The 26,419-nt window shown below is 41.3% G+C and carries 23 protein-coding genes; 14 read left to right on the top strand and 9 right to left on the bottom strand.

What is annotated here, in order from left to right; genetic code table 11:
* Positions 1-78: 78 nt before the first annotated feature.
* Complete coding sequence (locus F777_RS0113140) at positions 79-1,572, bottom strand: amino acid permease (RefSeq protein ID WP_026752446.1); 1,494 nt, start codon at positions 1,570-1,572, stop codon at positions 79-81.
* Positions 1,573-1,664: 92 nt separating this feature from the next.
* Between F777_RS0113140 and F777_RS0113135 the strand changes: the two genes are divergently transcribed.
* Genes F777_RS0113135 through F777_RS0113120 form a run of 4 tightly spaced genes read left to right on the top strand, consistent with a single transcriptional unit; the run spans position 1,665 to position 5,911 of the window.
* Positions 1,665-2,918 carry a dicarboxylate/amino acid:cation symporter gene (locus tag F777_RS0113135; protein ID WP_026752445.1) on the top strand — a complete coding sequence of 418 codons (1,254 nt, stop codon included), beginning with the start codon at positions 1,665-1,667 and terminating at the stop codon, positions 2,916-2,918.
* 18 nt (positions 2,919-2,936) lie between these two features.
* A complete protein-coding gene (locus tag F777_RS0113130) occupies positions 2,937-3,608 on the top strand; it encodes a DedA family protein (protein ID WP_173399632.1) in 672 nt (223 codons plus the stop codon).
* Between the two features lie 5 nt (positions 3,609-3,613).
* Positions 3,614-4,864: an MFS transporter gene (locus tag F777_RS0113125; RefSeq protein ID WP_026752443.1), complete on the top strand. Its 1,251-nt coding sequence runs from the start codon at positions 3,614-3,616 to the stop codon at positions 4,862-4,864.
* A gap of 18 nt (positions 4,865-4,882) precedes the next feature.
* Positions 4,883-5,911, top strand: a complete 1,029-nt coding sequence (locus tag F777_RS0113120) for a glycosyltransferase family 9 protein (RefSeq protein WP_026752442.1) — start codon at positions 4,883-4,885, stop codon at positions 5,909-5,911.
* On the opposite strand, the gene mdh is transcribed toward F777_RS0113120, so the two are convergent.
* The 7 genes from mdh to F777_RS16760 all read right to left on the bottom strand — a co-directional run bounded on the left by mdh (position 5,906) and on the right by F777_RS16760 (position 11,992).
* On the bottom strand, positions 5,906-6,835 hold the full coding sequence (gene mdh, locus F777_RS0113115) for a malate dehydrogenase (protein ID WP_026752441.1): 930 nt from the start codon (positions 6,833-6,835) through the stop codon (positions 5,906-5,908). The two genes, F777_RS0113120 and mdh, sit on opposite strands and share 6 nt — an antisense overlap.
* Positions 6,836-6,891: 56 nt before the next feature.
* Positions 6,892-7,401: a TlpA family protein disulfide reductase gene (locus F777_RS0113110; RefSeq protein WP_152530923.1), complete on the bottom strand. Its 510-nt coding sequence runs from the start codon at positions 7,399-7,401 to the stop codon at positions 6,892-6,894.
* A gap of 27 nt (positions 7,402-7,428) precedes the next feature.
* Positions 7,429-8,205 carry an ABC transporter ATP-binding protein gene (locus tag F777_RS0113105; RefSeq protein ID WP_026752439.1) on the bottom strand — a complete coding sequence of 259 codons (777 nt, stop codon included), beginning with the start codon at positions 8,203-8,205 and terminating at the stop codon, positions 7,429-7,431.
* Between the two features lie 36 nt (positions 8,206-8,241).
* Complete coding sequence (gene lysA / locus F777_RS0113100; protein ID WP_037369499.1) at positions 8,242-9,450, bottom strand: diaminopimelate decarboxylase; 1,209 nt, start codon at positions 9,448-9,450, stop codon at positions 8,242-8,244.
* 35 nt (positions 9,451-9,485) lie between these two features.
* The gene (gene scpB / locus F777_RS17425; protein ID WP_051408613.1) at positions 9,486-10,352 is read right to left on the bottom strand and encodes an SMC-Scp complex subunit ScpB; all 867 of its coding nucleotides are present in this window, start codon (positions 10,350-10,352) and stop codon (positions 9,486-9,488) included.
* Positions 10,353-10,367: 15 nt separating this feature from the next.
* Positions 10,368-11,249, bottom strand: a complete 882-nt coding sequence (atpG, locus tag F777_RS0113090) for an ATP synthase F1 subunit gamma (protein WP_026752437.1) — start codon at positions 11,247-11,249, stop codon at positions 10,368-10,370.
* Between the two features lie 80 nt (positions 11,250-11,329).
* On the bottom strand, positions 11,330-11,992 hold the full coding sequence (locus F777_RS16760; RefSeq protein WP_152530922.1) for a DUF6992 family protein: 663 nt from the start codon (positions 11,990-11,992) through the stop codon (positions 11,330-11,332).
* Between the two features lie 121 nt (positions 11,993-12,113).
* On the opposite strand from F777_RS16760, the gene secA reads away from it, so the two are divergent.
* On the top strand, positions 12,114-15,434 hold the full coding sequence (gene secA / locus F777_RS0113080; protein ID WP_026752436.1) for a preprotein translocase subunit SecA: 3,321 nt from the start codon (positions 12,114-12,116) through the stop codon (positions 15,432-15,434).
* Between the two features lie 105 nt (positions 15,435-15,539).
* Here the strand turns inward: secA and F777_RS0113075 are convergent, their stop codons facing one another.
* Positions 15,540-16,214 carry a hypothetical protein gene (locus F777_RS0113075; RefSeq protein ID WP_026752435.1) on the bottom strand — a complete coding sequence of 225 codons (675 nt, stop codon included), beginning with the start codon at positions 16,212-16,214 and terminating at the stop codon, positions 15,540-15,542.
* A 90-nt stretch (positions 16,215-16,304) separates the two neighbouring features.
* Here F777_RS0113075 and deoC point away from each other — a divergent pair, with 90 nt between their 5' ends.
* The 9 genes from deoC (at position 16,305) to F777_RS0113030 (ending at position 26,373) form a co-directional block, all read left to right on the top strand.
* Positions 16,305-16,979, top strand: a complete 675-nt coding sequence (gene deoC / locus F777_RS0113070) for a deoxyribose-phosphate aldolase (protein WP_026752434.1) — start codon at positions 16,305-16,307, stop codon at positions 16,977-16,979.
* Positions 16,980-16,994: 15 nt separating this feature from the next.
* The gene (locus F777_RS0113065) at positions 16,995-17,426 is read left to right on the top strand and encodes an SPOR domain-containing protein (RefSeq protein WP_026752433.1); all 432 of its coding nucleotides are present in this window, start codon (positions 16,995-16,997) and stop codon (positions 17,424-17,426) included.
* A gap of 13 nt (positions 17,427-17,439) precedes the next feature.
* Positions 17,440-18,618, top strand: a complete 1,179-nt coding sequence (locus F777_RS0113060) for a M20 metallopeptidase family protein (protein ID WP_026752432.1) — start codon at positions 17,440-17,442, stop codon at positions 18,616-18,618.
* A 24-nt stretch (positions 18,619-18,642) separates the two neighbouring features.
* Positions 18,643-21,000 (top strand): NADP-dependent malic enzyme, encoded by a 2,358-nt coding sequence (locus F777_RS0113055; protein ID WP_026752431.1) that lies wholly within the window; start codon positions 18,643-18,645, stop codon positions 20,998-21,000.
* 97 nt (positions 21,001-21,097) lie between these two features.
* Positions 21,098-21,760 carry an MlaE family ABC transporter permease gene (locus tag F777_RS0113050; protein WP_235785954.1) on the top strand — a complete coding sequence of 221 codons (663 nt, stop codon included), beginning with the start codon at positions 21,098-21,100 and terminating at the stop codon, positions 21,758-21,760.
* Positions 21,761-21,784: 24 nt separating this feature from the next.
* A complete protein-coding gene (locus F777_RS0113045) occupies positions 21,785-22,267 on the top strand; it encodes a hotdog family protein (protein WP_051408611.1) in 483 nt (160 codons plus the stop codon).
* Positions 22,268-22,269: 2 nt separating this feature from the next.
* On the top strand, positions 22,270-23,673 hold the full coding sequence (locus tag F777_RS0113040) for an MBL fold metallo-hydrolase (RefSeq protein ID WP_026752428.1): 1,404 nt from the start codon (positions 22,270-22,272) through the stop codon (positions 23,671-23,673).
* 60 nt (positions 23,674-23,733) lie between these two features.
* On the top strand, positions 23,734-24,189 hold the full coding sequence (locus F777_RS0113035; protein ID WP_026752427.1) for a (2Fe-2S)-binding protein: 456 nt from the start codon (positions 23,734-23,736) through the stop codon (positions 24,187-24,189).
* 18 nt (positions 24,190-24,207) lie between these two features.
* The gene (locus F777_RS0113030; RefSeq protein WP_026752426.1) at positions 24,208-26,373 is read left to right on the top strand and encodes a xanthine dehydrogenase family protein molybdopterin-binding subunit; all 2,166 of its coding nucleotides are present in this window, start codon (positions 24,208-24,210) and stop codon (positions 26,371-26,373) included.
* Positions 26,374-26,419: the final 46 nt, after the last annotated feature.

The following is a 26,419-nucleotide window of genomic DNA, read 5'->3' as shown; positions in this document are numbered from 1 at the left end:
GAAGCAACAAAAAAGCCCGGCTATTTCTGTAAGCCGGGCTCTTGGGGTTATAATAGGATTGAAACGGTTGGGGTTTAATTACCCGTTCAGTTTGCTTCTTTTCTTACTGTAAACAAAGTATACAATCAATCCCAATGCCATCCAGCCAAATGCTACTTTAAGCGTGGTGGAATCCAGTACAAAGATCATTGAAGTACAAACCAATACACCCATAGAAGATACAAATGGTACCATCGGGGTTTTGAATGGACGATCCAGTTCAGGTGATTTAACACGTAACACCCATACACCTATACTTACCAATACAAAGGCAAATAAGGTACCAAAAGAGGTTAAGTCACCAGCAACGTGTCCGGGAACAAAAGCCGCGAATAATCCCACGAAAACAAATAAAATGATATTGGCTTTGTAGGGAGTGCGATATTTTGGATGTAAATCACCAAATGCTTTTGGTATCAATCCGTCGTTACTCATAGAGTAGAAAATACGGCTTTGACCCATTAACATTACCAGGATTACAGAAGAGAAACCAGCCAGGATGGCAATGGTTACAGCCTGTGCTAACCAGCCATAACCTGTCATGTAAGCAGAGATAGCGTATGCTACAGAAGCTTCACGACCTTTTTCAGGATCTACGAACTCTTTCCAGTTGGCCACACCTGTTAACACGTGACCGAATAGAATATAAAGGATGGTACAAATTACCAATGAACCTAAGATACCGATAGGCATATCTCTCTTTGGATTCTTGGCTTCCTGTGCTGCGGTTGATACAGCGTCGAATCCAATGAAGGCAAAGAATACGACAGCAGCACCGCCTAACACACCACCCCATCCGTGCTTGTTGAATGGAGAGTAGTCGGCAATTACTTTTCCTGCACTGTCTACCACTGCAGCAGTTCCTTCCGGAATCATGTAAGGCGTATGGTTTTCAGGCTTGATAAACTGCCAGCCAATGGCAATGAATAACAATACAATACCCACTTTAATGAATACGATAATGGCATTCACAATAGCAGATTCCTGTGTTCCCTTGATTAATAATAATGTAATTAAGAACAATACCAATAATGCAGGTGCATTAATCATTCCCTGATGTAATACGCCGGCTGAATCTGTAAAACTTTCAAACGGCGAGTGGCACCATTCATAGGGTATGCTTCCTCCCAGCAGCTTGTTTAAATATTCGCTCCAGGCAATAGAAACCGTTGCAGCTCCCAATGCATATTCCATAATTAATGCCCATCCGATAATCCAGGCAACCAATTCTCCTAAAGTAACATAAGAGTAAGCATAAGCACTACCTGCAATGGGAATCATAGCAGCAAACTCTGCATAACACAATCCTGCGAATGCACAACCAATGGCTGCAATCACGAAAGAAATAGTAACAGCTGGTCCGGCAGACTGTCCGGCAGCAGCAGCAGTTCTCACAAACAAACCGGCACCAATAATGGCCCCGATACCTAATGCAATCAGATTACCGGCTCCTAAGGTTCTTTGCAAACCGTTGGTAGAATCCTCCGCATTGGCAAGCATCGCTGAAAGCGATTTCTTTCTAAATAAACTCATAGTTTTATTAATTGGGTTCTGGTTTTAAATTATCTGGCAAAATAGGCATTATATTCAATTTACGGGTATATTGCCAACTCAAATTTTGCCGGATGAAGAATAAACTAACGATTTATATCCTGATAGCGATGGTTCTGGGTATTATTACAGGGTATTTTGTACATGAAACTGCTGCGCCTGAAACCATTACCAGTTTCTCCAAAAATATCAAGTTATTAGGGACAATTTTTATTCGTTTGGTGAAGACCATTATTGCGCCCCTTGTTTTTTCTACACTGGTTGTGGGTATTGCCAAACTGGGAGATTTGAAAACAGTGGGCCGAGTAGGTGGAAAAGCCATGCTGTGGTTTATTTCTGCTTCTCTGGTAAGTTTATTGGTTGGTATGGTACTGGTTAATTATTTTCAGCCGGGTTCTTATATCGATTTATCCCAGGCAGACAATGCCGGATTGAAAGATCTGATGGGAAAAACTTCTGAATTCTCCCTTCAGAAATTCATTGAGCACGTGGTGCCTGCCAGTGTTTTCGAAGCCATGGCTACCAATGAAATTCTGCAAATTGTGGTATTCTCCATTTTCTTTGGGGTGGCTGCTGCCAATCTGGGGCCATACTCAAAACCAGTGATCAATGCATTGGATATTGTTGCCCATATCATTTTAAAAATTGTTGGATACGTAATGAATTTTGCACCCTTTGGTGTGTTTGGCACCCTGGCTGCAGTAGTAGCAGATAAGGGCTTAGGTATATTTAGTTTTTACTTTATATATTTCGGCTATTTCGTTTTGGGAATTGCCGTGCTTTGGGTATTGCTTTGTACGGTTGGTTATATTATTTTAGGTAAGCGCATGAATGGATTGTTAAAGACTATCGCCAGTCCTTTGCTGGTTGCATTCAGTACTACCAGCAGTGAAGCCGTATTCCCTAAATTAACCGAAGAGCTGGAGAAATTCGGATGCAAAAAAAGTATTGTTTCTTTTATTCTTCCATTGGGTTATTCTTTCAATTTAGATGGAAGTATGATGTATATGACTTTTGCCAGCCTCGCCATTGCACAGGCTTACGGAATTCATATGCCCATTGGAGAGCAGATTACCATGTTGCTGGTTTTAATGTTGACGAGTAAGGGCATTGCAGGTGTGCCAAGAGCTTCCCTGATAATTGTGCTGGCTACCTGTGCCATGTTTAAAATACCACCAGAAGGAGTTGCCCTGATTTTGCCTATTGACCATTTCTGCGATATGTTCAGAACCGGAACTAATGTGTTGGGGAATGCACTCGCTACTACTGTGGTAAGCAAATGGGAGGGAGAGTTGTCAGAAGAAGGTGCCGTTGTAATGGAGTCTTAATCAAAATAATTTTGAATCATGTTAATGCAAATTTTACTGGAGTTTCATTGGACAAATTTGTTGCAGCCTCAATTTTATATTGAGCATGGGGGACTATGGTTGATCTTATTTGTCGTTTTTGCAGAAACCGGATTGTTTGCGGGTTTCTTTTTACCAGGGGATAGCCTGTTGTTTGTGGCTGGTATTTACAGTACCAACCTGGCCAACGAATTTATTCCAACCGGTAATGAAGTATTCGATTTGCTTTTAATCATGTTGTTGATTTCTATGGCAGGTATTCTTGGTAATACCGCTGGATACTGGTTTGGTAAGAAAGTGGGTCCTGCTATGTATTCCTGGAAAGAAAATATGTTTTTTAAACAACGTTATCTGCAACAGGCGCATGAATTTTATGAGAAGCATGGTGGCGGCGCAATCATTGTTGCACGTTTCATTCCTATTGTGAGAACATTTGCTCCTATTGTTGCGGGCATTGTGCAAATGGATAAAAAGAAATTCGGATTCTTCAATATTGTGGGTTGTTTTGCCTGGGTAGGCAGCATGTTATTTGCTGGACATTTTTTACAAAAATGGATATTGGCTCAGTTCGGATTCGATTTAAAAGATCACCTGGAAGTGATTGTACTGGGCATCGTGGCGGTTACCACTGCACCGGTAATTATGAAATTGGTTTTCAATAAAAAGAAGTAATTCGTATGACGGCTAAAAAATATGGCATATTCTCTGTACCAGTTATTGTTGCCGCACTTGGATATTTTGTAGATATCTACGATTTATTGTTGTTCACGATTGTGAGAGAACCCAGTCTGGCAGGTATTGGGGTAGTATTATCAGACACACCACAAGTAATTGCTGCCAGCACTAAAATTATTAACTGGCAAATGGTGGGACTGCTCATTGGAGGTGTACTCTGGGGCACCATCGGTGATAAAAAAGGAAGGCTAAGCGTTTTGTTTGGTTCCATCGCTTTGTATTCTGTTGCCAACTTTGCAACCGGATTTGTTCAAACGGTTGATCAATATGCATGGGCCCGTTTTATTGCCGGTATTGGTCTGGCTGGTGAACTGGGTGCTGGCATTACCTTGGTAAGTGAGTTGTTGCCAAAGGATAAAAGAGGGGTGGGGACTTCACTCGTGGCAGGGGTAGGATTATTCGGTGCTGTGTTTGCCTATTTTGTTTACAAGTTTACCAACGACTGGAGATTGTGTTATATGATTGGGGGTGGGTTAGGTATTGGATTGTTATTGCTTCGGATTTCGGTTTCGGAGAGTGGCATGTTCCATAGTTTGAAAGAGAAGGTAGGAATTCAAAAAGGAAACTTTTTCATGTTCTTTAATAATGGCAAGCGGTTTAAAAAATATTTACTGGCCATTTTAATTGGATTGCCTACCTGGTATGTAATTGGCATACTGGTGAATCTCAGCAATCGCTTTGCTGGCGCCTTGTACGGAGAGAATACCATTGAAAGCGGAAGAGCCATTATGTATGCATATGTTGGCATTGCCATCGGAGATATTTTAATTGGATTGGTGAGCCAGTATTTTAAAAGCCGTAAGAAAGCGCTGCTGAGTTTTTATCTTTTGTGTATGTTGTTTTTGGTTTTGTTTTTCAGCAGCATCAATAACAACGATTCAACCATGTATTTCATATGTGGCATGCTGGGATTCAGTACCGGATTCTGGGCCATTTTCATTACCATGGGCGCAGAACAATTTGGCACAAACCTGAGAGCTACCGCAGCTACTACCATCCCCAATATGGTAAGGGGAGCATTGCCGCTGATTAATCTGATGTTTCTGAATTTATTCCAGAAATCCTGGGGTTGGTCACTCATTCAAAGTGGAATCATCACCGGTATTGTCATCATGGTAATTACTTTCATTGCTTTTTACTTTACTGAAGAAACTTTTCATAAAGACCTGGACTTCGTTGAAAGACATTCCTAACCGATTCCGAATTGCTGCATGGACAAAAGGGTAAAGAAAATATTAGTCATCCGTTTTTCCTCGATAGGTGATATTGTTCTGGCCTCACCCGTGTTCAGGTGCCTGAAGCAGCAGTTACCTGATGCAGAAATTCATTTGTTGACCAAACGGTCTATGAAGGCGGTAACAGAAGCCAGCCCTTATATTGATCAGTTTCATTATTTCGATAATAGTTTGCAGGAGCTGATTCCCAAACTCATGAGTCAACAGTTTGATTGCATAGTAGACCTGCACAAAAATTTCAGATCCTGGTTGGTACAGTACCAGTTGAAAGTGCCGGTATACGCTTTTCAGAAACTGAGCTGGCAAAAATGGATGCTCACTAAAACCGGCATTAACCGAATGCCGGACAAACATATTACCCTTCGCAGTTTAGAAGCAGTTGCCCCTTTGGGTGCGGTGAATGACGAGCAGGGGCTGGATTATTTTATTCCCGATGGTAAAGGAATACGCCTTGAAGATTTGCCGGTTTCTCATCGCTTCGGATACATAGCAATGGTTATTGGGGCTTCTTATGCAACAAAAAAAATGCCTGTTGCCAAACTGCAGGAGCTGTGTAGATTAATTGATTATCCAATTGTATTGGTTGGAGGAAAAGAAGATCAGCAGGAGGGAGATGCCATTGCAACTGCAGATCCAATTAAAGTATACAATGCCTGCGGAAAATTTAGTTTGCATGAATCTGCTGATATAGTAAGACAGTCAAAGCTGGTTATTTCGCATGATACGGGCCTGCAATACATTGCCTGTGCTTTTAATAAAAAAGTATTGGCCATCTGGGGAGGCACTTCTCCTAAACTGGCTGTAGAGCCTTATTACGGAGCCAATCAGTTGCGCCTGCATACCGAAGGCATTGCCTATCACAATTTTGTTGTTCCCAATTTATCTTGTCAGCCTTGCAGCAATTATGGCACAAAAAAATGCCCCAAAGGGCATTTTAAATGTATGTTATTACAAGATACCCATCGCATAGCGGCTATGGCCATGCAATGGGTTCGGTCTTTATAATGTTTTCAATACGTCGTTCATGCTTCTTACGGCATCAGCGCTCTTATTGAAAGCTGCCTGCTCTTCTGCATTCAACTTCAGGTCAATGATTTTTTCCCAGCCGTTTCTGCCAATGGTTACAGGAACACCTAAGCAAATATCTTTCTGACCATACTCGCCTTCAAGGCTAACGCAGCAGGTAAATAATTTCTTCTCGTCGCGTACAATGCTTTCTACCAACGCAGCACCTGCAGCACCTGGTGCATACCATGCAGAAGTACCAATTAGTTTGGTTAAAGTAGCGCCACCAACCATGGTGTCATTAATGATTTGCTGTTGTTGTTCTGCACTTAGGAAATCAGTTACAGGGGCACTGTTCCAGGTTGCATAGCGAATCAAAGGAATCATAGTTGTATCACCATGCCCCCCCACTACCAATGCATTTAAATCGGATGGGCTGCAGCCTAAATGCTGGCTCAACTGATATTTGAAACGGCTGCTGTCTAATGTACCGCCCATACCAATGATTCTGTTCTTAGGCAAACCAGTTGCAGTTAATGCCAGGTAAGTCATGGTATCCATTGGATTGCTGATCACGATGATGATAGCATTAGGAGAATACTTTAAAATATTTTCGCAAACACCTTTTACAATACCAGCGTTGGTGCCAATCAATTCTTCACGGGTCATTCCTGGTTTGCGAGGTAAACCTGAAGTGATTACCACTACATCACTACCAGCAGTTTTACTGTAGTCGTTGGTGCTTCCGGTAATTTTGGTATCAAAACCCAGCAATGCTGCGGTTTGCATCATGTCTTGAGCTTTACCTTCCGCAAAACCTTCCTTGATGTCTAATAATACCAGTTCAGTACATAATTCTTTACGGGCAATATTGTCGGCACAGGTTGCTCCAACGGCACCAGCACCTACTACAGTAACTTTCATAATCGGTATGATTTAAAGTGGTTAAAATGAGTGGTGCAAAGGTACGTGGGTACCGCTTATTTTTTGTGAATAAATTGCAATAATTCAGGTATTTCTACACCCTGTTCCCATACTTTCAGAAATTGCTTCTCCTTATTGTACAGCGCTACAAATGGCGTGAATTTTACCTGATAAAAGCTGGGAACTGCGTATTCCGGATCCCTTCCGGTAATTATATTAGGATATAAGTCAAACTGATACTTTCTGGCAAAGGCTTTAATGTCGGGAAAGTCTCTGTAACTGATCCAGACAAACTGAATATTTTTCAGGCTATCCATGTTTCGGATCATTTGATCTGCCTCGTACTGGCAATGACCGCAATCGGGACTGAAATAAACGATACAGGTATATTCTGCTGCAGGAATCATGGTATGTGTAAACAAACTGCTGTCTGTTAGCACCAGTTTAAAAGCGGGTATACCAGGACTCTTTACATAATTGGGGCGATTGTCAACAGGGGTTTGTGCATTTACTAAGCCAATGGTCATTAACAAAGTGCAAATCAGTAAGCCTCTTTTCCAGTTCATGCCTGTAATAAATTGATGTTTAAAATGCTATTGATTCCCGGCTTCCTGCATGCGCATTTGTTTTGCGTCCTGAAGGAATTCGGAAGCGAAAATGAAATCGTTGAGTAGTTGGTCCTTACTGAAAATGATGTCTTTGTTGGATCCTTCCCATTGTTTTTTTCCGTTGTACAGGTATAAAATATGGTCTCCGATTTCCATTACGCTATTCATATCATGCGTTACCACTACAGTAGTCATTTGATACTCTATGGTGATTTCCCGGATTAATTTGTCAATCACCAGCGATGTTAAAGGATCCAACCCGGAGTTGGGCTCATCACAGAATAGATATTTAGGATTTAAAACGATAGAGCGGGCAATGCCTACTCTCTTTTTCATTCCACCGCTGATTTCAGCAGGAAATCTTTTATGTGCGTTGCTTAAATTCACTCTTTCGAGTACTTCGTCAACCTTTTTCAGTTTTTCACCATGGGTTAGTTTGGTGAACATATCCAGTGGAAACTTAATATTCTCCTGAACGGTCATGGAATCAAATAATGCGTTCCCCTGAAACAACATGCCAATCTGCTGGCGCACAACTTTCAGGGCTTTATCATCCATTTGTACAATATCCTGACCGTTATATTCTATTATGCCTCCTTCGTCGGGTTGAATAAGACCCACAATGCATTTGGTGAGTACCGTTTTACCACTTCCGCTGCTTCCAATGATCAGGTTGCACTTGCCACTTTCCATAACAGCATCAATGCCCTGGATAATCACCCTTTCATCAAAACTTTTACTGATATTTTTTAATACAATCATGTTGCTGCAACGATGTTTTGGTAAGCTACTAAATTCTTAGAAGATTTGATTTTTTATTACATCATCCAGCGTATCTCTTCTGCGAATCAATTGCATCTGGTTGTTTCTAAACAAAACCTGTGCCGGTAAAAATCTGGCGTTGTAATTGCTGCCCATTTCAAAGCCATAGGCTCCGGCATTCTCCATTACCAGCACATCATTCTCCCTGATTTCGGCGATGGGTCTGTCCCAGGCAAAATTGTCTGTTTCGCAGATATTTCCGGTAACAGCATATTTCTTAGGTGTGCCTTCAGGATTGCTAAGATTGCGTATATGGTGATAGGCTTCGTAGAACATGGGGCGAATCAAATGATTGAATCCACTGTTAACGCCGGCAAAACAAACCGTACCCGTTTCTTTCAATACATTCACTGTAGTTAAAAAATAACCACACTCACTAACGATATATTTTCCCGGCTCGAACCATACCTGAAATTTTTTCTGGTAAACCTTTTCAAATCGCTCCAGCGCTTCACCTACTTTTTGTGCCAATAAAGAAATATCGGTGCCTTTTTCTCCCTCCTGATAAGGCACTTTGAAGCCGCCTCCCATGTCGAGTACCTGTAAATCAGGAAATGATGGGACCAGTTCAAAAAACAAATCAGCAACCTTTATAAATACATCAACGTCTTTAATTTCACTGCCCGTATGCACGTGCAGGCAGTTGATGCGCATTTTGTATTGGTCTTTCAATGCAAGGATTTCAGAAAGTTGTTCCAGCGGAATGCCGAATTTACTATTATCGTGTCCGGTAGAAATTTTTAAATTTCCTCCGGCCATAATATTGGGCCTGATTCTGATCCCTACCGGATAACGGTTGCCATAGGCTTTTCCGAATTTTTCCAGATTACTTAAGCTGTCAATATTCACAGAAACGCCTGCTTCCACTGCAGCGGCAATTTCATCAAAGGCAATACCATTGCTGGTATATAATATTTGTTCCGGAGCAAAGCCAGCTTTTAATGCGATGTATACTTCGTTGATGGAACTGCAGTCAATATTGCATCCAATACTGTGAATATGTTTTAAGACAGCAATATTGGTTAATGCCTTACATGCATAAAAGAATCGGGCATACACACCCTTAAATGCATTTTGAAGCGTTTGGTATTGTTCGGTTATTTTTTCTGCATGGTACACATACAGTGGAGTGCCAAACTCCTTGACAGCTGCCAGGAGCTGTTCGTTCGAAATACGTAAAGACATGCATCAAAGATAATCCAAGAAGTCTTTCATCAATCTTACTCAGTTGGATTTTCGTCAGTCGAATTTTCGTCCTCAGGATTTTCGTTAGAATCGCTTTCTTCAAAATCGTTATCGGAATCTGCGTCAGCATCTTCGGCTTCCTCCTGATTCAAATCTGATTCTTCAGAGAATTCTGTTGATTCGTATGTGGTTTCTTCGCTGGCGACCATTAGTGTGCCGTCTTCGTTTACAGTTAAAGAAGAAACATCTCCATCAATGATTGATTCATCAGTAGGATATTCTTCCGAAAGGGATGCGCTTACATTGGCATCTGTAAAGTCTTCAGGTTTTACAATAGTGCCTTCCACAATCTGGTCGGCCAATACTTCCTTGATCTTGGGAAGATCAGCAGCACTATTGATACCAAAATAGTCCATAAAGGTCTTGGAAGTAGCGTATACCAGAGGCTTGCCGGGCAATTGTTCGTTTCTGCCACTAATCAGGATTAATTCTTTTTCCAGCAATTTCTGAATAGAGTAATCGCTGTTTACACCACGGATGGCTTCAATTTCCCCTTTAGTAATCGGTTGTTTATAGGCAATAATGGCAAGTGTTTCCAAAGCCGCATTAGACAGTCGCTTCAAAAATTTGTCACCATTTAATTGTGCGATGGTTTTATGGTAATCTTTCTTGGTTAGGAATTGCCATCCACCACCACTTTCCCTTACTTCAAAAGGGTAAAATTCAGCGGCATATTTTTCACGGATGCCTTCTACAGCGGTCTCTACCTGGTCCAATGAAATTCGCTCTTCCAGAAACCCAAAACTATTGTTGATGAGTTCCACAATATCCAGTGAAGTCAATGGTTTTTCACTGGCAAAAATAAGCACTTCAATATGCGGTATGATCTCGCTTAATTCCATAATGATTGTGTAGAATTATCCTTGTAATGCAGCGGCTCCGCTCACGATTTCTGTCAACTCTGTTGTAATGGCAGCCTGACGCGCACGGTTGTAACTGATTTTTAAAGACTTCAGTAATTCGTTTGCGTTCTCACTTGCCTTATCCATTGCAGTCATACGTGCACCATGTTCACTGGCACTGCCGTCTAATACTGCTTTGAATAATTGGGTATTTAAAATCTTTGGCATTAATTCAGCAATCAGGATATCCTTTGCTGGCTCAAAAATAAAGTCTGCTTTTTTGCTTCCGGCCTTTGGCGCCATCTTAGGAATAGGCAGGAATTGTTCTGCTACGAAAACCTGTGTAGCCGCATTTTTAAATTCGCTATAAATGATTTCAACTGCATCAAATTCTTTCTGCTCAAATCCTTTCATGGCAGCCTGTGCAGCAGCCTGAACAGCTTCAAAATTCAGGTTTAGGTAAATATCTTTGAATTGGTCGTTGGTATTGTATCCGGCTTTGGTTAAACTTTCCCAGCCTTTCTTTCCAATGTTCCAAACAGTTACATTGCCTTTGCTGAACTGACTGGCGTATTTTTCTGCCACGGTGTTCTTGGCCAATTTAACCAGGTTGGCATTGTAACCACCACATAATCCTCTGTCGGAAGTAATTACAATCAACAATACTTTTTCAACAGGTCTTTCTTCCGCCAACGCAAGCGTAGCACCACCTTCAATATTGCTTACAATATTGCTCAGCATTTCCTGCAATTTCTGGGCATAAGGACGCATTTGGGTAATAGCATCCTGTGCACGGCGCAATTTGGCCGCACTTACCATTTTCATCGCTTTTGTAATCTGCTGCGTACTTTGTACACTCTTGATTCGGTTTCTAACCTCTTTTAATTGACCTGCCATCGTATCGCTTTAATTGTTAAGTCTAACGGGTTGCAAAAGTAGCTGAAATGGCCATATATTCCAATAACTTTCCCGATAATTTACATCGGTAAACTTAGTCCGATGCCATTGGGGCCGGCCTGAATTTGGAGTTTGGAGAGCTGTGTTTCCAATAATTTACCATTCCTGCGGTGGTTCCCGTACTGAACCAGGTCAAAAACCAGTAAAAAAGCCCCCTGCAGAAGCAAACTATTGCCAAATCCGGTATTTCGGAGATTGCTCATTCTTTTGCCGTTTTCCTTCAACAGCAGCCCTGTGGTTATATAAGCAAGATTAAGTCCGGTATTGAGCAGCAGTATTTTTTCCAGTTTTTGCTGGGCAAGGTGGTTTTGTGTTAAAGAATATTGCTTGTTCAGTTCCTTACGCAGCTGGAACAAGCCCAAACTGGCAATCCCCAGGTTCACCACATTCCAGTAAGCATTCATTCTGAAAAAATAGGGTCCCGAGCCAGTTGCATTGGTAGCCGAAATAGCCCCCTGAATAATATTGACCCCGGCCCAGGCTGCCAGAATGGTCATATTTGTTTTATTTTGATTGTATCTGTCGGCAGCAATGGAGTCGCTCCATTGTTGCAGCAGTTGCTTGTTCAGAACCATGCTGCTGTCTCTAGGCGGGTCCTGGTTTTCAGCCGTTTGTGCTCCCCCTGTAAAGGGTACCATTAACCCCAATATTATGACCGTTGATAGAATAGTTATCTGCTTCATTTGCTTCTTAATTCAAAACCTTACCTTTGGCGGCTCTAAATCAGGGTGCCAAATTGACTAAAAATTAATTCTCGCACACTGTTTGACTGTTAAAATTTTGTACCAGAGCATTTTAAAAAATATGTTGAAGTTTATTTCTAAGTTATTCGGGGGTAGTAAGAGTGAAAAAGATGTGCAGCAGATTATGCCCATCATTCATAAAACCAATCAGTTTTTTCAGCAATATCAGTCATTAACCAATGATGAACTAAGGAATAAAACGGTTGAGTTCAAAGCCCGTATTCAGGATCACCTGAAAGAAGTGGATGCAGCCATTGCTGCAGAAAAAGCCAATGCAGAAGCATTGCCGGAATCGGATATCCATGGCAGAGATGCTTTGTACAAGCAGATTGATAAATTAAAAAAAGACCGCGATAAAAAAATTGAAGAAGCCCTTGCAATGATTCAGCCGGAGGCTTTCGCAGTGATTAAAGAAGCAGCCAGAAGATTCAAGGAAAACGAAGAGTTGGTTTCTACGGCTACTCCGCTCGACAGAGATCTAAGTGTTAAAAAAGAATACGTAACCATTCGTGGAAATGAATCGGTTTTCAAAAACTCCTGGACAGCAGCTGGTGCAAAAGTTACCTGGAACATGGTGCATTATGATGTGCAGCTAATCGGGGGATCTGTGTTGCACTCAGGAAAAATTGCTGAAATGGCAACGGGTGAGGGTAAAACATTGGTGTCTACTTTACCGGCATATCTGAATGCATTGGCAGGGGAAGGTGTTCACGTAGTAACAGTGAACGATTACCTGGCCAAGCGCGACAGCGAGTGGAATGGTACTTTGTTTGAATGGTTGGGATTAACCGTTGATTGTATTGATAAGCACGAACCCAACAGCGAATCTAGACGAAAAGCTTACCTGGCGGACATTACATATGGTACCAATAACGAATTTGGTTTTGACTACCTGCGTGATAATATGGTGCATAGTCCGGAAGAAATGGTACAGCGCAAACACCATTTTGCGATGGTGGATGAAGTCGATTCCGTTTTAATTGACGATGCCAGAACGCCGTTGATTATTTCTGGTCCTATCGGATACCAAACCGGAGAGCAGCAGTTCTTTGCTTTGAAACCAAGAATTGAAAAACTGGTAGAAGCGCAGAAGAAAGCAACCCTTCAGTTTTTAACCGAAGCGAAAAAGAAATTTGCAGAAGGCAACGATGATCCTAAAGATGGTGGCCTGGCTTTGTTCAGAGCGCATCGTGGTTTGCCTAAGAACAGTGCTTTGATTAAGTTTTTAAGTGAGCCCGGTAATCGTGTGAAATTGCAGAAAGCAGAGAATTATTATCTGGCCGATCAGCAACGCGAAATGCCCAAGGCCGATGAAGAGCTATACTTCTACATAGATGAAAAGAACAACTCTGTTGAATTAACCGATAAGGGTATTCAATTGATTACCGGTCAGGGTGAAGATCCACATTTCTTTGTTTTGCCTGATATCAGTTTAGGATTGGCTGCCATTGATAACGACGCTTCCTTACCTGCAGACCAGAAGCTGGCAAGAAAAGAGCAGTTGATTAATGAATACTCTGTAAAAGCAGATCGTATTCATACAGTGCAGCAATTACTAAAAGCCTATACCTTATTTGACAAGGATGTTGAATACGTTGTGCTGGATGGTGCGGTGAAAATTGTAGACGAACAAACGGGTCGTATTCTGGATGGCAGAAGATATTCTGATGGATTGCACCAGGCGATTGAAGCGAAGGAAAATGTAAAGATTGAAGCGGCTACGCAAACCTATGCTACTGTTACTTTACAGAACTATTTCAGAATGTACCATAAGCTGGCGGGTATGACCGGTACGGCTGAAACAGAAGCAGCTGAATTATGGGATATCTATAAGCTGGATGTGGTGAGCATTCCAACCAATGTGCCTGCGATTAGAAAAGACGAAGAAGATAAAATTTATAAGACCAAGCGTGAGAAGTTTGGTGCAGTGATTGATGAGATTGTAACCTTACGTGAAGCGGGTCGTCCGGTTCTGGTAGGTACTACATCTGTGGAAGTGAGTGAATTGCTGAGCAGAATGTTGCGTCAGAAACAAATTCCACACAACGTGTTGAACGCTAAGCAACACTCCCGTGAAGCTCAGATTGTTGCAGAAGCTGGTTTGGCCGGAGCGGTAACTATTGCAACGAATATGGCTGGTAGAGGTACTGATATTAAACTAGGACCAGGGGTGAAGGAAGCTGGCGGTTTGGCTATATTGGGTACAGAAAGACACGAGTCGCGAAGAGTAGACCGTCAGTTAAGAGGTCGTGCGGGTCGTCAGGGTGATCCGGGTTCTTCCTTGTTCTTTGTTTCTTTAGAAGATGATTTGATGCGAATGTTTGGCAGTGAAAGAATTGCCAAAGTGATGGACTTTGCCGGATACAAGGAAGGCGAAGTAATCCAGGCCAGCATGATTACCAAATCTATTGAGAGAGCGCAAAGAAAAGTAGAAGAAAACAACTTTGGTATTCGTAAACGTTTGCTGGAGTATGATGATGTAATGAATAAGCAGCGTACCGTTATTTATACCAAGCGTAACCACGCTTTGTTTGGAGAAAGACTGGCATTGGATTTAGATAATGCCATGTACGCGGTAGCAGAATCATTGGTTGTGAACTTCAGAGACCAGAATGATTTTGAACAATTTAAATTAGCTGCTATTCTGCATTTTGGTGTTGATACTACTATTACAGAAGAAGAATTCAACAAGAGTAATCAACAACAGGTAGCTGAAAAATTATATACAGAAGCAGTTACGCAGTACGAAAAACGTAAGCAGGATATGATGGTGCAGGCAGTTCCTGTATTCAAGAATATTCAGTTGGAACAAGGTGCTCATATTGATAATGTAATTGTTCCTTTTACAGATGGCAAACGTCAGATTCAGGCATTGGCCAATATGGAAAAGACCTTGAAGACCAATGGTGCTGAACTCTTGAGTGCATTGGAAAGAACTGTAACACTTGCCTTTATTGACAATGCATGGAAAGAGCATTTGCGTGCTATGGATGATTTAAAGCAGAGCGTACAAACAGCTACTTACGAACAAAAAGATCCATTGGTTATTTATAAGATGGAAGCTTTTGAATTGTTCCGCAAAATGGACAATGAAGTGAACAGAGAAATTGTTCAGTTCCTTTGTCATTCCTCTATTCCTTTAGCAAGTGGTGATGCACTGCAGGAAGGTCGTCAGGAAAAAACCGATATGAGTAAATTGAGTGCCAATAAAGACCAGGTAGATGCTGCGGGTCAGGAATACGGTGCCAATGAAAATGATTATTACGATCCTATTCCGGTAAAACAGGAGCCGGTTAAAGTAGGACCGAAGATTGGAAGAAATGATCCTTGTCCTTGTGGTAGTGGCAAGAAGTTTAAGTCTTGTCATGGTAAGGATGCGTAATACAACAGAAGAGTTATAATATAAAAGCCCCAAAGAAAATTTTCTCTGGGGCTTTTCTTTTTGATTGTGATTAAGCTAATTTATTAAACGAGGATTTTGAAAAAATTAATTTAATGCTATTGCAATACCAAAATCCATGCAGAAGGATTTGATTTGAGAAGTGGTATTACTGGCATTGGTCCAGGTATATTTTCTGGTACCAATATTGAACTTGAATTTCACTTTATTGTCTTCGTCTTCAAAATCAGTAAAAGAAACACCCCATCCAAAAAACTGTGGTGAACGGGTTACATCTGCATAGCCTTCTTCCTTCATTTTTACGCCAGGAGAAATTCCACCTTCAACATATAATCCGCTGATTGCCCAAGTTCCGGCAATGATGAATAAATTGGTGAATCCAGCGTTTTTGAAAACTTCTTTTTGCTTATCTGGATCAAAGCCGTCTTTAAAGGCAAATGGATAAATCCTTGCACCAAGCGGTTTTTGCGTCATTGTAACATTGGTTAAATAAGTAGTTTGGTTCCTGAAATTTTGAGGCTCCAATCCCGCAATGGCAGCTACTTTTACAAACATTTTATTGGTATATCCAAGGTTCAAAAAGTTGTATTCTGCTGTTAATCTGGGTTGTAAGCCTTTAGACTTATAAAATTGTCCGAATACTTCAGTGGCCTTGGGGCTGGCGATTCCTAAATGTATCCCCAATCTGGGTTTCATGCCATCCTGCGCTTTGGCAGAAAATAATGTAGTAATGAAACAGAGGGTTAATAAGCACTTCTTCATGATAAATATTTTATGCGAATGAATGTATTTTTAACAGGCACTCCTATACCGTAGTGACGGTATTTGTTATCTTTGTCAAAATCAATTTTAATGCATTTAGCCCCCTATATAGATCATACTATCTTAAAGCCTACCACTTTAATTGCCGATGTAGAAAAACTTTGTGCTGAAGCGAAGCAGTATGGATTTGCTGCCGTTTGTGTTCCTCCGAATTTTGTAAAAACAGCAAAATCATTTCTCGAAGGCTCTGCTGTAAAAGTGGCAACTGTGATTGGATTTCCTTTTGGTTATTCTGCAGTGGAGGCCAAACTTGCAGAAATTGTATTGGCAATGGTGGATGGGGTAGACGAGCTGGATGTAGTGGCCAATATCAGTGCCATAAAAAACGGCGACTGGGTTTATCTGGCCAATGAACTCAATCATATAATGCCGGTGGTAAAATCAAAAAATAAAACCATAAAAATTATTATTGAAAGTGGCATACTATCCGATGATGAAATCATCAAATGTTGTGAATTATATGGAGTTGCTGGGATTGATTACCTGAAAACTTCTACCGGATATGCCGAAAAAGGGGCAACGGTTGAAGCCGTTAAATTATTCCGTTTACATTTGCCGGAAGCAGTTCAGATTAAAGCATCCGGAGGTATCCGGGATTATGCATTTGCTGCGGAACTGGTTGCGGCAGGGGCTACCAGATTGGGATGCAGTGCCAGTGTGGCTATTGTAAATGGAGAGCCTAATCAGCAACCCGCTGGATATTAACCGTATATTTATTACATGAAACCCATTTTACTCATCATACTTACCTGTATTGGTTTCCTTGTAAAAGGTCTGGCAAATCCGGTTGACACGGTGATTTTTCAGAAAGATTCCCGTCTGGACATGCTGGTACAGAAGCAGGCGCAGGCAAATAAGCGTTCTGCCATGATGACGAGCACCGGACTCTATAAGGGGTTTCGCTTACAAATGATTAGCACACCCAGAAGAGACGATGCAACTCAGATGAAAGCTGATTTGCTAAGCAGGTTTCCGGATCAGAAAACCTATACCCTTTTTCAGTCACCCAATTTTAAAGTAAGATTGGGTAATTTTCTGAAAAGAGAAGATGCGGAAAAGTTCAGGGCACAAATCAGTAAGTTTTTTCCAAAGGGAATTTATATAGTAGAAGACACAATTGAATACACACCTGTAGAAGAAGAATTGTTTTAGTTAAGCAGTATACATGCTAAAAGAGAAAATAAAAATATTGGCCAAAGAAATTGCTCCTGCGTTAATTGATACACGTAGGCATTTGCACGCCAATCCGGAATTGAGTTATCAGGAATTTGCTACATCTGAATATGTTCAGGAACAACTTCGTGGATTGGGCATTCCTTTTGAAATAAAAGCCACTACCGGAATTCTGGCCACCATAAAGGGCAAAAACCCAAATGCAAAAGTCATTGCCCTACGGGCGGATATGGACGCGCTCCCCATTCTGGAAGAAAATGATGTTCCTTATCGGTCGGTTAATAAGGGTGTAATGCATGCTTGCGGGCATGATGTACATACCACTGTATTACTGGGTGCTGCCAGAATTTTAGAAGGTTTAAAAGATGAATGGGAGGGTACCATTCAATTGATTTTTCAACCAGGTGAAGAGAGGAATCCTGGTGGTGCAAGTTATATGATTAAAGAGGGTGTATTGGAAAATCCCAGACCCAGTGGAATAGTGGCTTTGCATGTGCATCCGGGGCTTGATGTTGGGAAACTTAGTTTTCGTAAGGGTAGGGTAATGGCCAGTGCAGATGAAATTTATATTACCATCAGAAGTAAGGGAGGACATGCAGCGGCGCCACATTTAACTGCCGATACTGTATTAATTGCAGCCAACTTAATTGTATCTCTTCAGCAGATTATATCAAGAAACAATAGTCCTATCTCTCCTTCTGTTTTATCTATTTGTTCAATACAGGGAGGCAATACAACCAATGTGATTCCAAGCGAAGTGAAACTAATGGGTACATTCAGAGCCATGGATGAGGAGTGGCGTTATAAAGCACATGAATTAATCAGAAAACAGGCAATAGGACTGGTGGAAAGTATGGGTGCAGAAATTGATTTGCATATTGACGTTGGATATCCGACCGTTGACAATGACCCCGCTTTTACTTCTGCGGCCTGGGAATTGGCAAATGAGTTCATGGGACAAAAAAATGTAGAAGAAACAGAATTACGTATGGGGGCTGAAGACTTTGGATATTACACTCAGGTCATCCCTGGATGTTTTTTCCGTTTGGGTGTGCGTAATGAGTCCAAAGGAATTATTCACCAGGTGCATACGCCCAAATTTGATATTGACGAATCAGCTATTGAAATTGGAGCCGGTATGATGGCTTATTTAGGAATAGCGCTCAAATAGTTTTGAATAATATTAATTGAATTTATGTCTACAGATAAGCATTCTAATTTACGAAAAGAACAAGCGTTGGAATACCACGCAAGTGGAAGGCCAGGTAAGATTGAAGTAGTACCAACCAAGGAAGCAAAGACACAGCGGGATCTTTCTTTGGCTTATAGTCCGGGTGTTGCTGAACCTTGTAAGGAAATTAAAGAGAATCCTGAAAATATTTATAAGTACACGGCTAAGGGTAACCTGGTGGGTGTTATCACGAATGGTACTGCTGTACTGGGTTTAGGTGATATTGGTGCAGAAGCCAGTAAGCCGGTAATGGAAGGAAAGGGAGTCTTGTTCAAAATTTTTGCAGATATAGATGTATTTGACATTGAAATCAATGAAAAGGATCCGGAAAAATTTGTACAGATTGTAAAATCGCTGGAACCCACTTTTGGTGGAATCAATCTGGAAGATATTAAAGCTCCTGAATGCTTTTACATAGAGCAACAGTTGAAAGAGCAAATGAATATTCCGGTGATGCACGATGATCAGCACGGAACTGCCATCATTAGTAGTGCTGCCATGTTGAATGCCTTGGAACTGCAAAAGAAAAGAATTGATAAAGTACGTTTCGTTATCAATGGGGCAGGCGCAGCTGCTATGGCCTGCATCAATCTCTATGTTGCATTAGGAGCCCGTTACGAAAACTTTATTGTGTTTGATAAGGATGGGGTATTGCATAATGGAAGAACAGATTTGGGACCCGACCGAATGAAATTTGCCGTTAAAAGAGACGACTGGACTTTAGCGAAAGCCATGAAGGATGCGGATGTGTTTCTGGGACTAAGTGTAGGAAATGTTGTAACACAGGATATGGTAAAATCAATGGCCAGAAATCCAATTGTATTTGCCATGGCGAATCCCGATCCGGAAATTACTTATGAAGATGCTGTTGCTGTAAGAAAGGATATTATCATGGCAACAGGTAGATCGGACTATCCCAATCAGGTAAACAATGTATTGGGCTTCCCCTATATTTTCCGCGGAGCGCTGGATGTAAGGGCTACACAAATTAATGAAGCCATGAAGCTGGCTGCTGTGCGTGCATTGGCAGAACTGACTAAAACGCCAGTTCCTGATATTGTTAACCTGGCATACAACCAGAACAATATGAGTTTTGGTCCCTTGTATATCATTCCCAAACCGTTGGATCCACGATTGTTAAGTACCATTGCTCCCGCAGTGGCTAAGGCTGCCATTGAAAGTGGTGTTGCGCAGAAGCATATTACCAATTGGGATGGATATGTGCTGGAGTTAAATAAAAGACTGGGCCTGGATAATCAGTTGTTCAGAGTGGTAAGTAACAAGGCCCGCAGAGATCCTAAGCGTCTGGTATTTGCGGAAGCAGATAACTTGAAAATATTGAAAGCAGCCACCATTATTTATGATGAAGGCATTGCTTATCCAATTTTACTGGGCGATCCTGAAAAGATTAATCGAATTGCTGAAACCAATAGCATTGACTTGTCTGATATTCCAATTGTAGATCCCAGAAGCGATGCAATGGAACAGAAAAGAGAGTTCTATGGTGAACTGTTCTTTAAGAAGCGTCAGCGTAAAGGGTACAATCATCATGAAAGTTTAAAAGTGATGAAAGACCGGAATCACTTTGGTTGTATGATGGTAGAGACTGGTGATGCAGATGCCATGCTTTCAGGATTAACGAAAAATTATGCTGAAGCCATCAGGCCTGCCTTGCAAATTATTGGAACCGAGCCAGGTGTCAAGAAAATTGCCGGTATGTATTTGTTGCTGACTAAAAAAGGTCCTATGTTTTTGGCGGATACTACAGTGAATTTTCATCCTACTGCAGAAGAGCTGGCTGATATTACGCAAATGGTGGCCAAGGAAGTAAGAAGCTTTAATCTTACACCACGCATTGCCATGTTGAGTTATAGTAACTTTGGAAGCAGTGATTCCCCTGAAGCGAAATTGGTGGCAGAAGCAACCCGTATTTTGAAACAGCGTGATCCCAACTTGATTGTGGATGGCGAAATGCAGGGTAGTCTTGCATTCAATCAGGAAATTTTAGGCGATAATTATCCTTTCAGTGATCTGGTTGATCAGGAAGTAAATGTATTGATGTTCCCTAATTTAACTGCGGGTAATGTGGCGTATAATCTGTTAAAAGAATTGGGCGGAGCAGATGCAATCGGTCCTATCTTGTTAGGGTTAAAAAAACCCGTGCATGTTTTGCAGCTGGGAAGCAGTGTGAGAAATATAATTAACATGGCACTGGTGGCTGTAGTAGATGCACAGATGAAATCGAGAGTAGATACTGCAGAGGAAGTAAAAAGAAGTTCCTGGTGGAAGAGCAGAAGAAAAAACAAGAGCACAAATAACTAATGTTTAATTATACTTTTGGTGTATGAATTTTTTCACTCATTTAGGGAGATTTCTGTTAATGCTTAAGGGCATGTTTTCTAAACCGGAAAACTTCAGAATGTATTGGAAAGAATTCATGCACCAATGTGTAGAGATAGGGATGGGCGCATTGCCCATTGTAATTATTATTTCCCTTTTTCTGGGTGCTGTTACCACTATTCAGACTGCTTATCAGCTGGTGAGTCCGTTGGTTCCGCAAAGTACCATTGCACAGATTGTGCGGGACAGTATGATATTGGAATTGTCTCCTACTGTATTGAGTATCGTATTGGCTGGCGTAATTGGCAGTAAGATTGCCAGTGAGCTGGGTAATATGCGGGTTACAGAACAAATTGATGCCCTGGAGATTATGGGAATCAACACCAAAGCATACTTGGTATTGCCCAAAATTTTGGGTGCATTAATTGTGGTTCCTTGTTTGATTGTTATATCTGCCGTTTTGGGAATCTGGGGGGGGAGAATGGCCGGTTCGCTGGCTGGTATTTTAGCGCCTGATACATTTGATATAGGCTTAAGACAAAATCTGAATTTCTATAATATCAATTTTGCTTTGTATAAAGCATATACTTTTGCTTTCATTATTAGTAGTATCCCGGCCTATTATGGCTATTATGTAAAAGGAGGTTCTCTGGAAATTGGTAGGGCAAGTACTAGCGCAGTGGTGGTAAGTTGTATACTGATTTTATTGGCGGATTATTTACTGGCCGCTCTCTTGTTATAACACAAATTATGGCTAAATTGAGAGATGAATCCTCAGTTTCCTGCTTTCAGAAAAATCATTACGCATCCGGTTCGGTTTGCTTTTTTTAAGCTGATTAAATTGCCTGCTGCATTTATAGCAGGATTGAAAGTTGGCTATATTGACGAGCAAAAAACGGTTATATTGGTTAAGCATGGATGGCTTAATCAGAATCCATTTAAGTCAATGTATTTTGCCGTACAGGCAATGGCAGCTGAAATGAGTACTGGTTTATTTCCTGTAGGGCAAACCTATAAAAGAAATCCACCTGTCAGTATGCTGGTAGTAGGGCTGGAAGCCAGGTTTGTAAAAAAAGCAACAGGACTTATTTCCTTTACTTGTAACGATGGATTGAAAGTAGCGCAGTTGATTGATGAAGCCATTGCAACAAAAGAGAGCAGAACCATTGTTTGCCAGTCTATTGGCACCAATGAAAATGGCGAAGTAGTAGCCGAGTTTCATATTACCTGGAGTTTTAAATCAAAATAAGTATGAAGATTTCCTTTCATGGAGCTGCCCGAACGGTAACAGGCTCCAAGCATTTGATTACCCTGAAAAACGGGAAGAAAATTTTACTCGACTGTGGATTGTTTCAGGGAATGGGAAAGCATACGGAAGAGCTAAACGCGCATTTTGGTTTTGATCCGGCATCAATTGATTATCTGATTTTATCTCATGCCCATATTGATCACTCAGGATTGATTCCCAAACTGGTTAAAGAGGGCTTTAAAGGAACTATCTATTCAACTGAAGCAACAGAAGCACTGGCTGAAATTTTACTGGAAGATTCTGCTGAAATACAAAGGGATGATACCAAGTTCATCAATAAGCGCAGAGCCAAGAAAGGTCTTCCACCTTATGAGCCTTTGTACGATCTGGAGGATGCGGCAAAAGCGGTTGAGCTTTTTAAATTTGTTCCTTACAGAGAATGGGTAAAAATTGATGAAGATATAGCTGTTTGTTTTACAGATGCCGGGCATATCATTGGGTCTGCCGCTGTCCACTTAAGAATCATTGAAGATGGAAAAACCAATAAGATAACATTTAGCGGAGATGTTGGCAGATATAATGACGCCATTCTTAAATCTCCAGAAACTTATGATCAGGCTGATTATATTATTCTGGAAAGTACTTACGGAAACAAGTTACACGATGAAGTCTTTGGTATTACCGATACTTTATTAAAATGGATTGTAAGCACATGCCTTGAAAAAAAAGGAAAACTGATTATTCCGGCTTTCAGTGTGGGCAGAACCCAGGAATTACTGTATGCATTGAACCAGCTGGATCTGGAAAAAAGACTACCGCCAATACCTGTTTATGTAGATAGCCCGCTAAGCAGAGAAGCGACTCAGTTGCTGAAACAGTATCCCGAAAACTTCAACAAAAGAGTGAGGAAGATAATGGAGCAGGATAATGATCCTTTTGATTTTAATCAACTGAAGTTTATTAAAACGGTGGATGAGAGTAAAGCATTAAATGAAGATGGTCGACCCTGTGTGATCATATCTGCAAGCGGCATGGCGGATGCCGGCAGGGTTAAGCATCATATCATGAATACCATTGAAAAAGAGAGAAATACCATTTTAATAGTCGGGTATTGTGATCCCTATAGTTTGGGTGGACAATTGACTGCCGGAAAAAAAGAGGTAAAAATATTTGGCGAAATATATCCGGTTAAGGCTGAGGTAGGGGTGATGAGAAGTATGAGTGCCCATGGTGACTATGAAGATTTATGCCAGTTTCTTGCCTGTCAGAATCCTGAGTTGGTAAGGAAACTGTTTCTGGTGCATGGGGAATATGATGTTCAGATTGATTTTGCAGCCCGATTACGCAGAAAACATTTCAAGGAAGTGGTGATTCCGGATATGCATGAGACCCATTTGCTGGATTAATCGGTGAAATGAAATTTCACCCTGATTTATTTTATTAACTTTAAGCTGAAATTATTTGCCATGATAACATTGAATATTAACAACACCAATTATCAGGTGGATGCAAGTGCAGATATGCCCTTACTATGGGCTATCCGAGATATGGTCGGTTTAACTGGAACCAAGTTTGGATGTGGTATTGCACAGTGTGGTGCCTGCACCGTACATGTAGATGGTAAGCCGGTCCGATCCTGTAGTTTTCCAGTTGCTGCTGCAGTTGGAAAAAAAATAACAACTATTGAAGGGATGAAAGATAAAATTGCTGAAGCTGTTCAGCATGCATGGGTAGAGTTGCAAGTGCCGCAATGTGGTTATTGTCAATCTGGTCAAATCATGAGTGCAACCGCATTGTTGAAAACCAAGCCGAATCCAACCGATGCAGATATTGATGCTGCCATGCAAGGTAATTTATGCCGGTGTGGAACTTATCAAAGGATTCGCAGTGCCATTCATCGCGCTGCTGAAATGATTAAGTAATTCCAAAAAAATTAAAAAATGACTCAGCAAAAATCTTCCATCGATCGCAGAAATTTTCTACGCCTCACCGGTTTAACAGGTGCAGGTTTAATTATGGGCATGGGCGTGAAAGCCGATGGTTCTGCAATAATTGAAAATATTACCGCTGCCAGCAATGCATTTGAATTGTCGCCTTTGGTGATGATTGATCAGGCGGGTGTGGTAACCATTTTTAATACCAAACCTGAAATTGGTCAGGGTACTTATCAGTCTATTCCTGCATTGATTGCAGAGGAACTGGAAGTGTCAATGGATAAAATAGTGATTAAGCAAACGGGCGGAGAAAAAAAATACGGACCCGCACAGTTTGTTGGCGGTAGTTCCTCTGTTAGAACCAATTATACAAGCTTAAGAAAGGTAGGAGCTGCTGCAAAGGAAATGTTGCTGAACGCTGCAAGTAAACAATGGGGTGTGCCTGTATCAGAGTGTTATGCTGAAAATGCAACTGTGATCCATCGACCCAGTGGTAAAAAATTAGGTTATGGCGAATTGGCTGAAGCTGCGTCTAAACTGGAAGCGCCCAAAAATCCTACTTTAAAAGATCCGAAAGATTTCAAAATATTAGGCAAGTCAGCTCCGCGTCCGGATATTCCAATCAAAGTAAATGGTACGGCCAAATTTGGAATTGATGCTTCTGTTCCGGGCATGGTATATGCTTCTATTGAAAGATGCAAAGTGTTTGGCAGTAAACTGGTGAGCTTTGATGCAACAGCTGCTAAAAAAGTGAAAGGCGTTATTGCGGTGGAAACCTGTGAACGCATTCATGGTATTTATAAATCGGAAGGTGTTGCTGTGATTGCCGAAAACTATTGGGCTGCTGTTCAGGGTAGAAAAGCGCTGGTGGTTAAATGGGATCATCAGGGCAATGATCAGTTTAATTCGAAGGACTACGAGCAAAGCATGCGCGATGCTGCTAAAAAAGAAGGAGCAGTAGAGCACCAGCAGGGAAATTTTGATCAGGTATTTTCCGGGGCTCCGGTTAAACTGGAGGCATTCTATGAAACACCTGTTGTTTCTCATTCTCCCATTGAGCCTATGAACTGTTTGGCTTCCTGGACAGAGGGAAATAAATTGGAAATATGGACTTCTACGCAGGTCCCCGGAAGTGTGGTGAACGAGTTTTCAAAAACCTACGGTGTAAAGCAGGAAGATTTAAAATTACATGTATTGTTTAATGGTGGTGGATTCGGAAGAAGATTGTATCCGGATTATATTCATGAAGCCGTTCAATTAAGTAAAAAAGTAGGAAAGCCAGTAAAATCTATCTGGACCCGTGAAGATGATACACAACAAGGTCCATTCAGACCCATGACTTTTTCTGCCATGAAAGGTGCTTTGGATGCCAGTGGTAAAGCCATTGCCTTTCAGCATAAAGTTATATCTGGTACCCTTGACATGAAAAAGGACTATGATGTTACCAAGGCAGATGGTACCATGACCGAAGGCATCAGTGAGCAGAAATATGAAATAGAACATATGAAGAATCTCTATGTTCATCATTATCTGCACGTGCCATTGGCTGCCTGGAGAGCGGTAACCAGTACCACGCTTGCTTTTGCGCATGAGTGCTTTATCGATGAAATGGCCGTGGCTGCTAAAAAAGATCCAATGGCATTCCGTCTGGGTATGTTAACCAAGGACTCTGATACCAAGACCATTCTGAATAAGCTGAAAGAAGTTTCCAATTGGGATAAACCTTTGCCTGCAGGTTGGGGTAGAGGTGTTGCACAATATGAGTTCTTTGCTGGTCAGGCTGGTTTTGTGATTGAAGTGTCTAAGAAAGGTACGGGTGTAAAAATTGAAAAAGTGGTTGCGGTGATTGATCTGGGCACAGTTGTGAATCCGGATAATACCCGTGCACAGGTAGAGGGCGCAGCGGTTATGGCTTTGACAGCGGCAATCAAAGGGGGTATTACTTTTGATAAAGGTGCAACCGTTCAATCCAATTTTCACAATAATCCATTGGTTCGCATTAACGAAATGCCCAAAGTTGAAGTACATATATTAGCGAATGGCGGTGATAAGATTAAGGGCGTGGGTGAGCCCGGCTTGCCACCATTTGCACCGGCCTTGTGTAATGCAATATTTGCTGCTACTGGTAAGCGTATCCGCAGATTGCCCTTTGACATAAATAAAATAGTATAGGTTGGTTGATTGTAGAATTGTATTGGATAAATCTTAATTGCAAATA

The organism is Sediminibacterium sp. C3 (genome assembly GCF_000508085.1).
Classification (GTDB): domain Bacteria; phylum Bacteroidota; class Bacteroidia; order Chitinophagales; family Chitinophagaceae; genus Sediminibacterium.
This window is presented reverse-complemented; position numbering and strand designations above follow the sequence as displayed.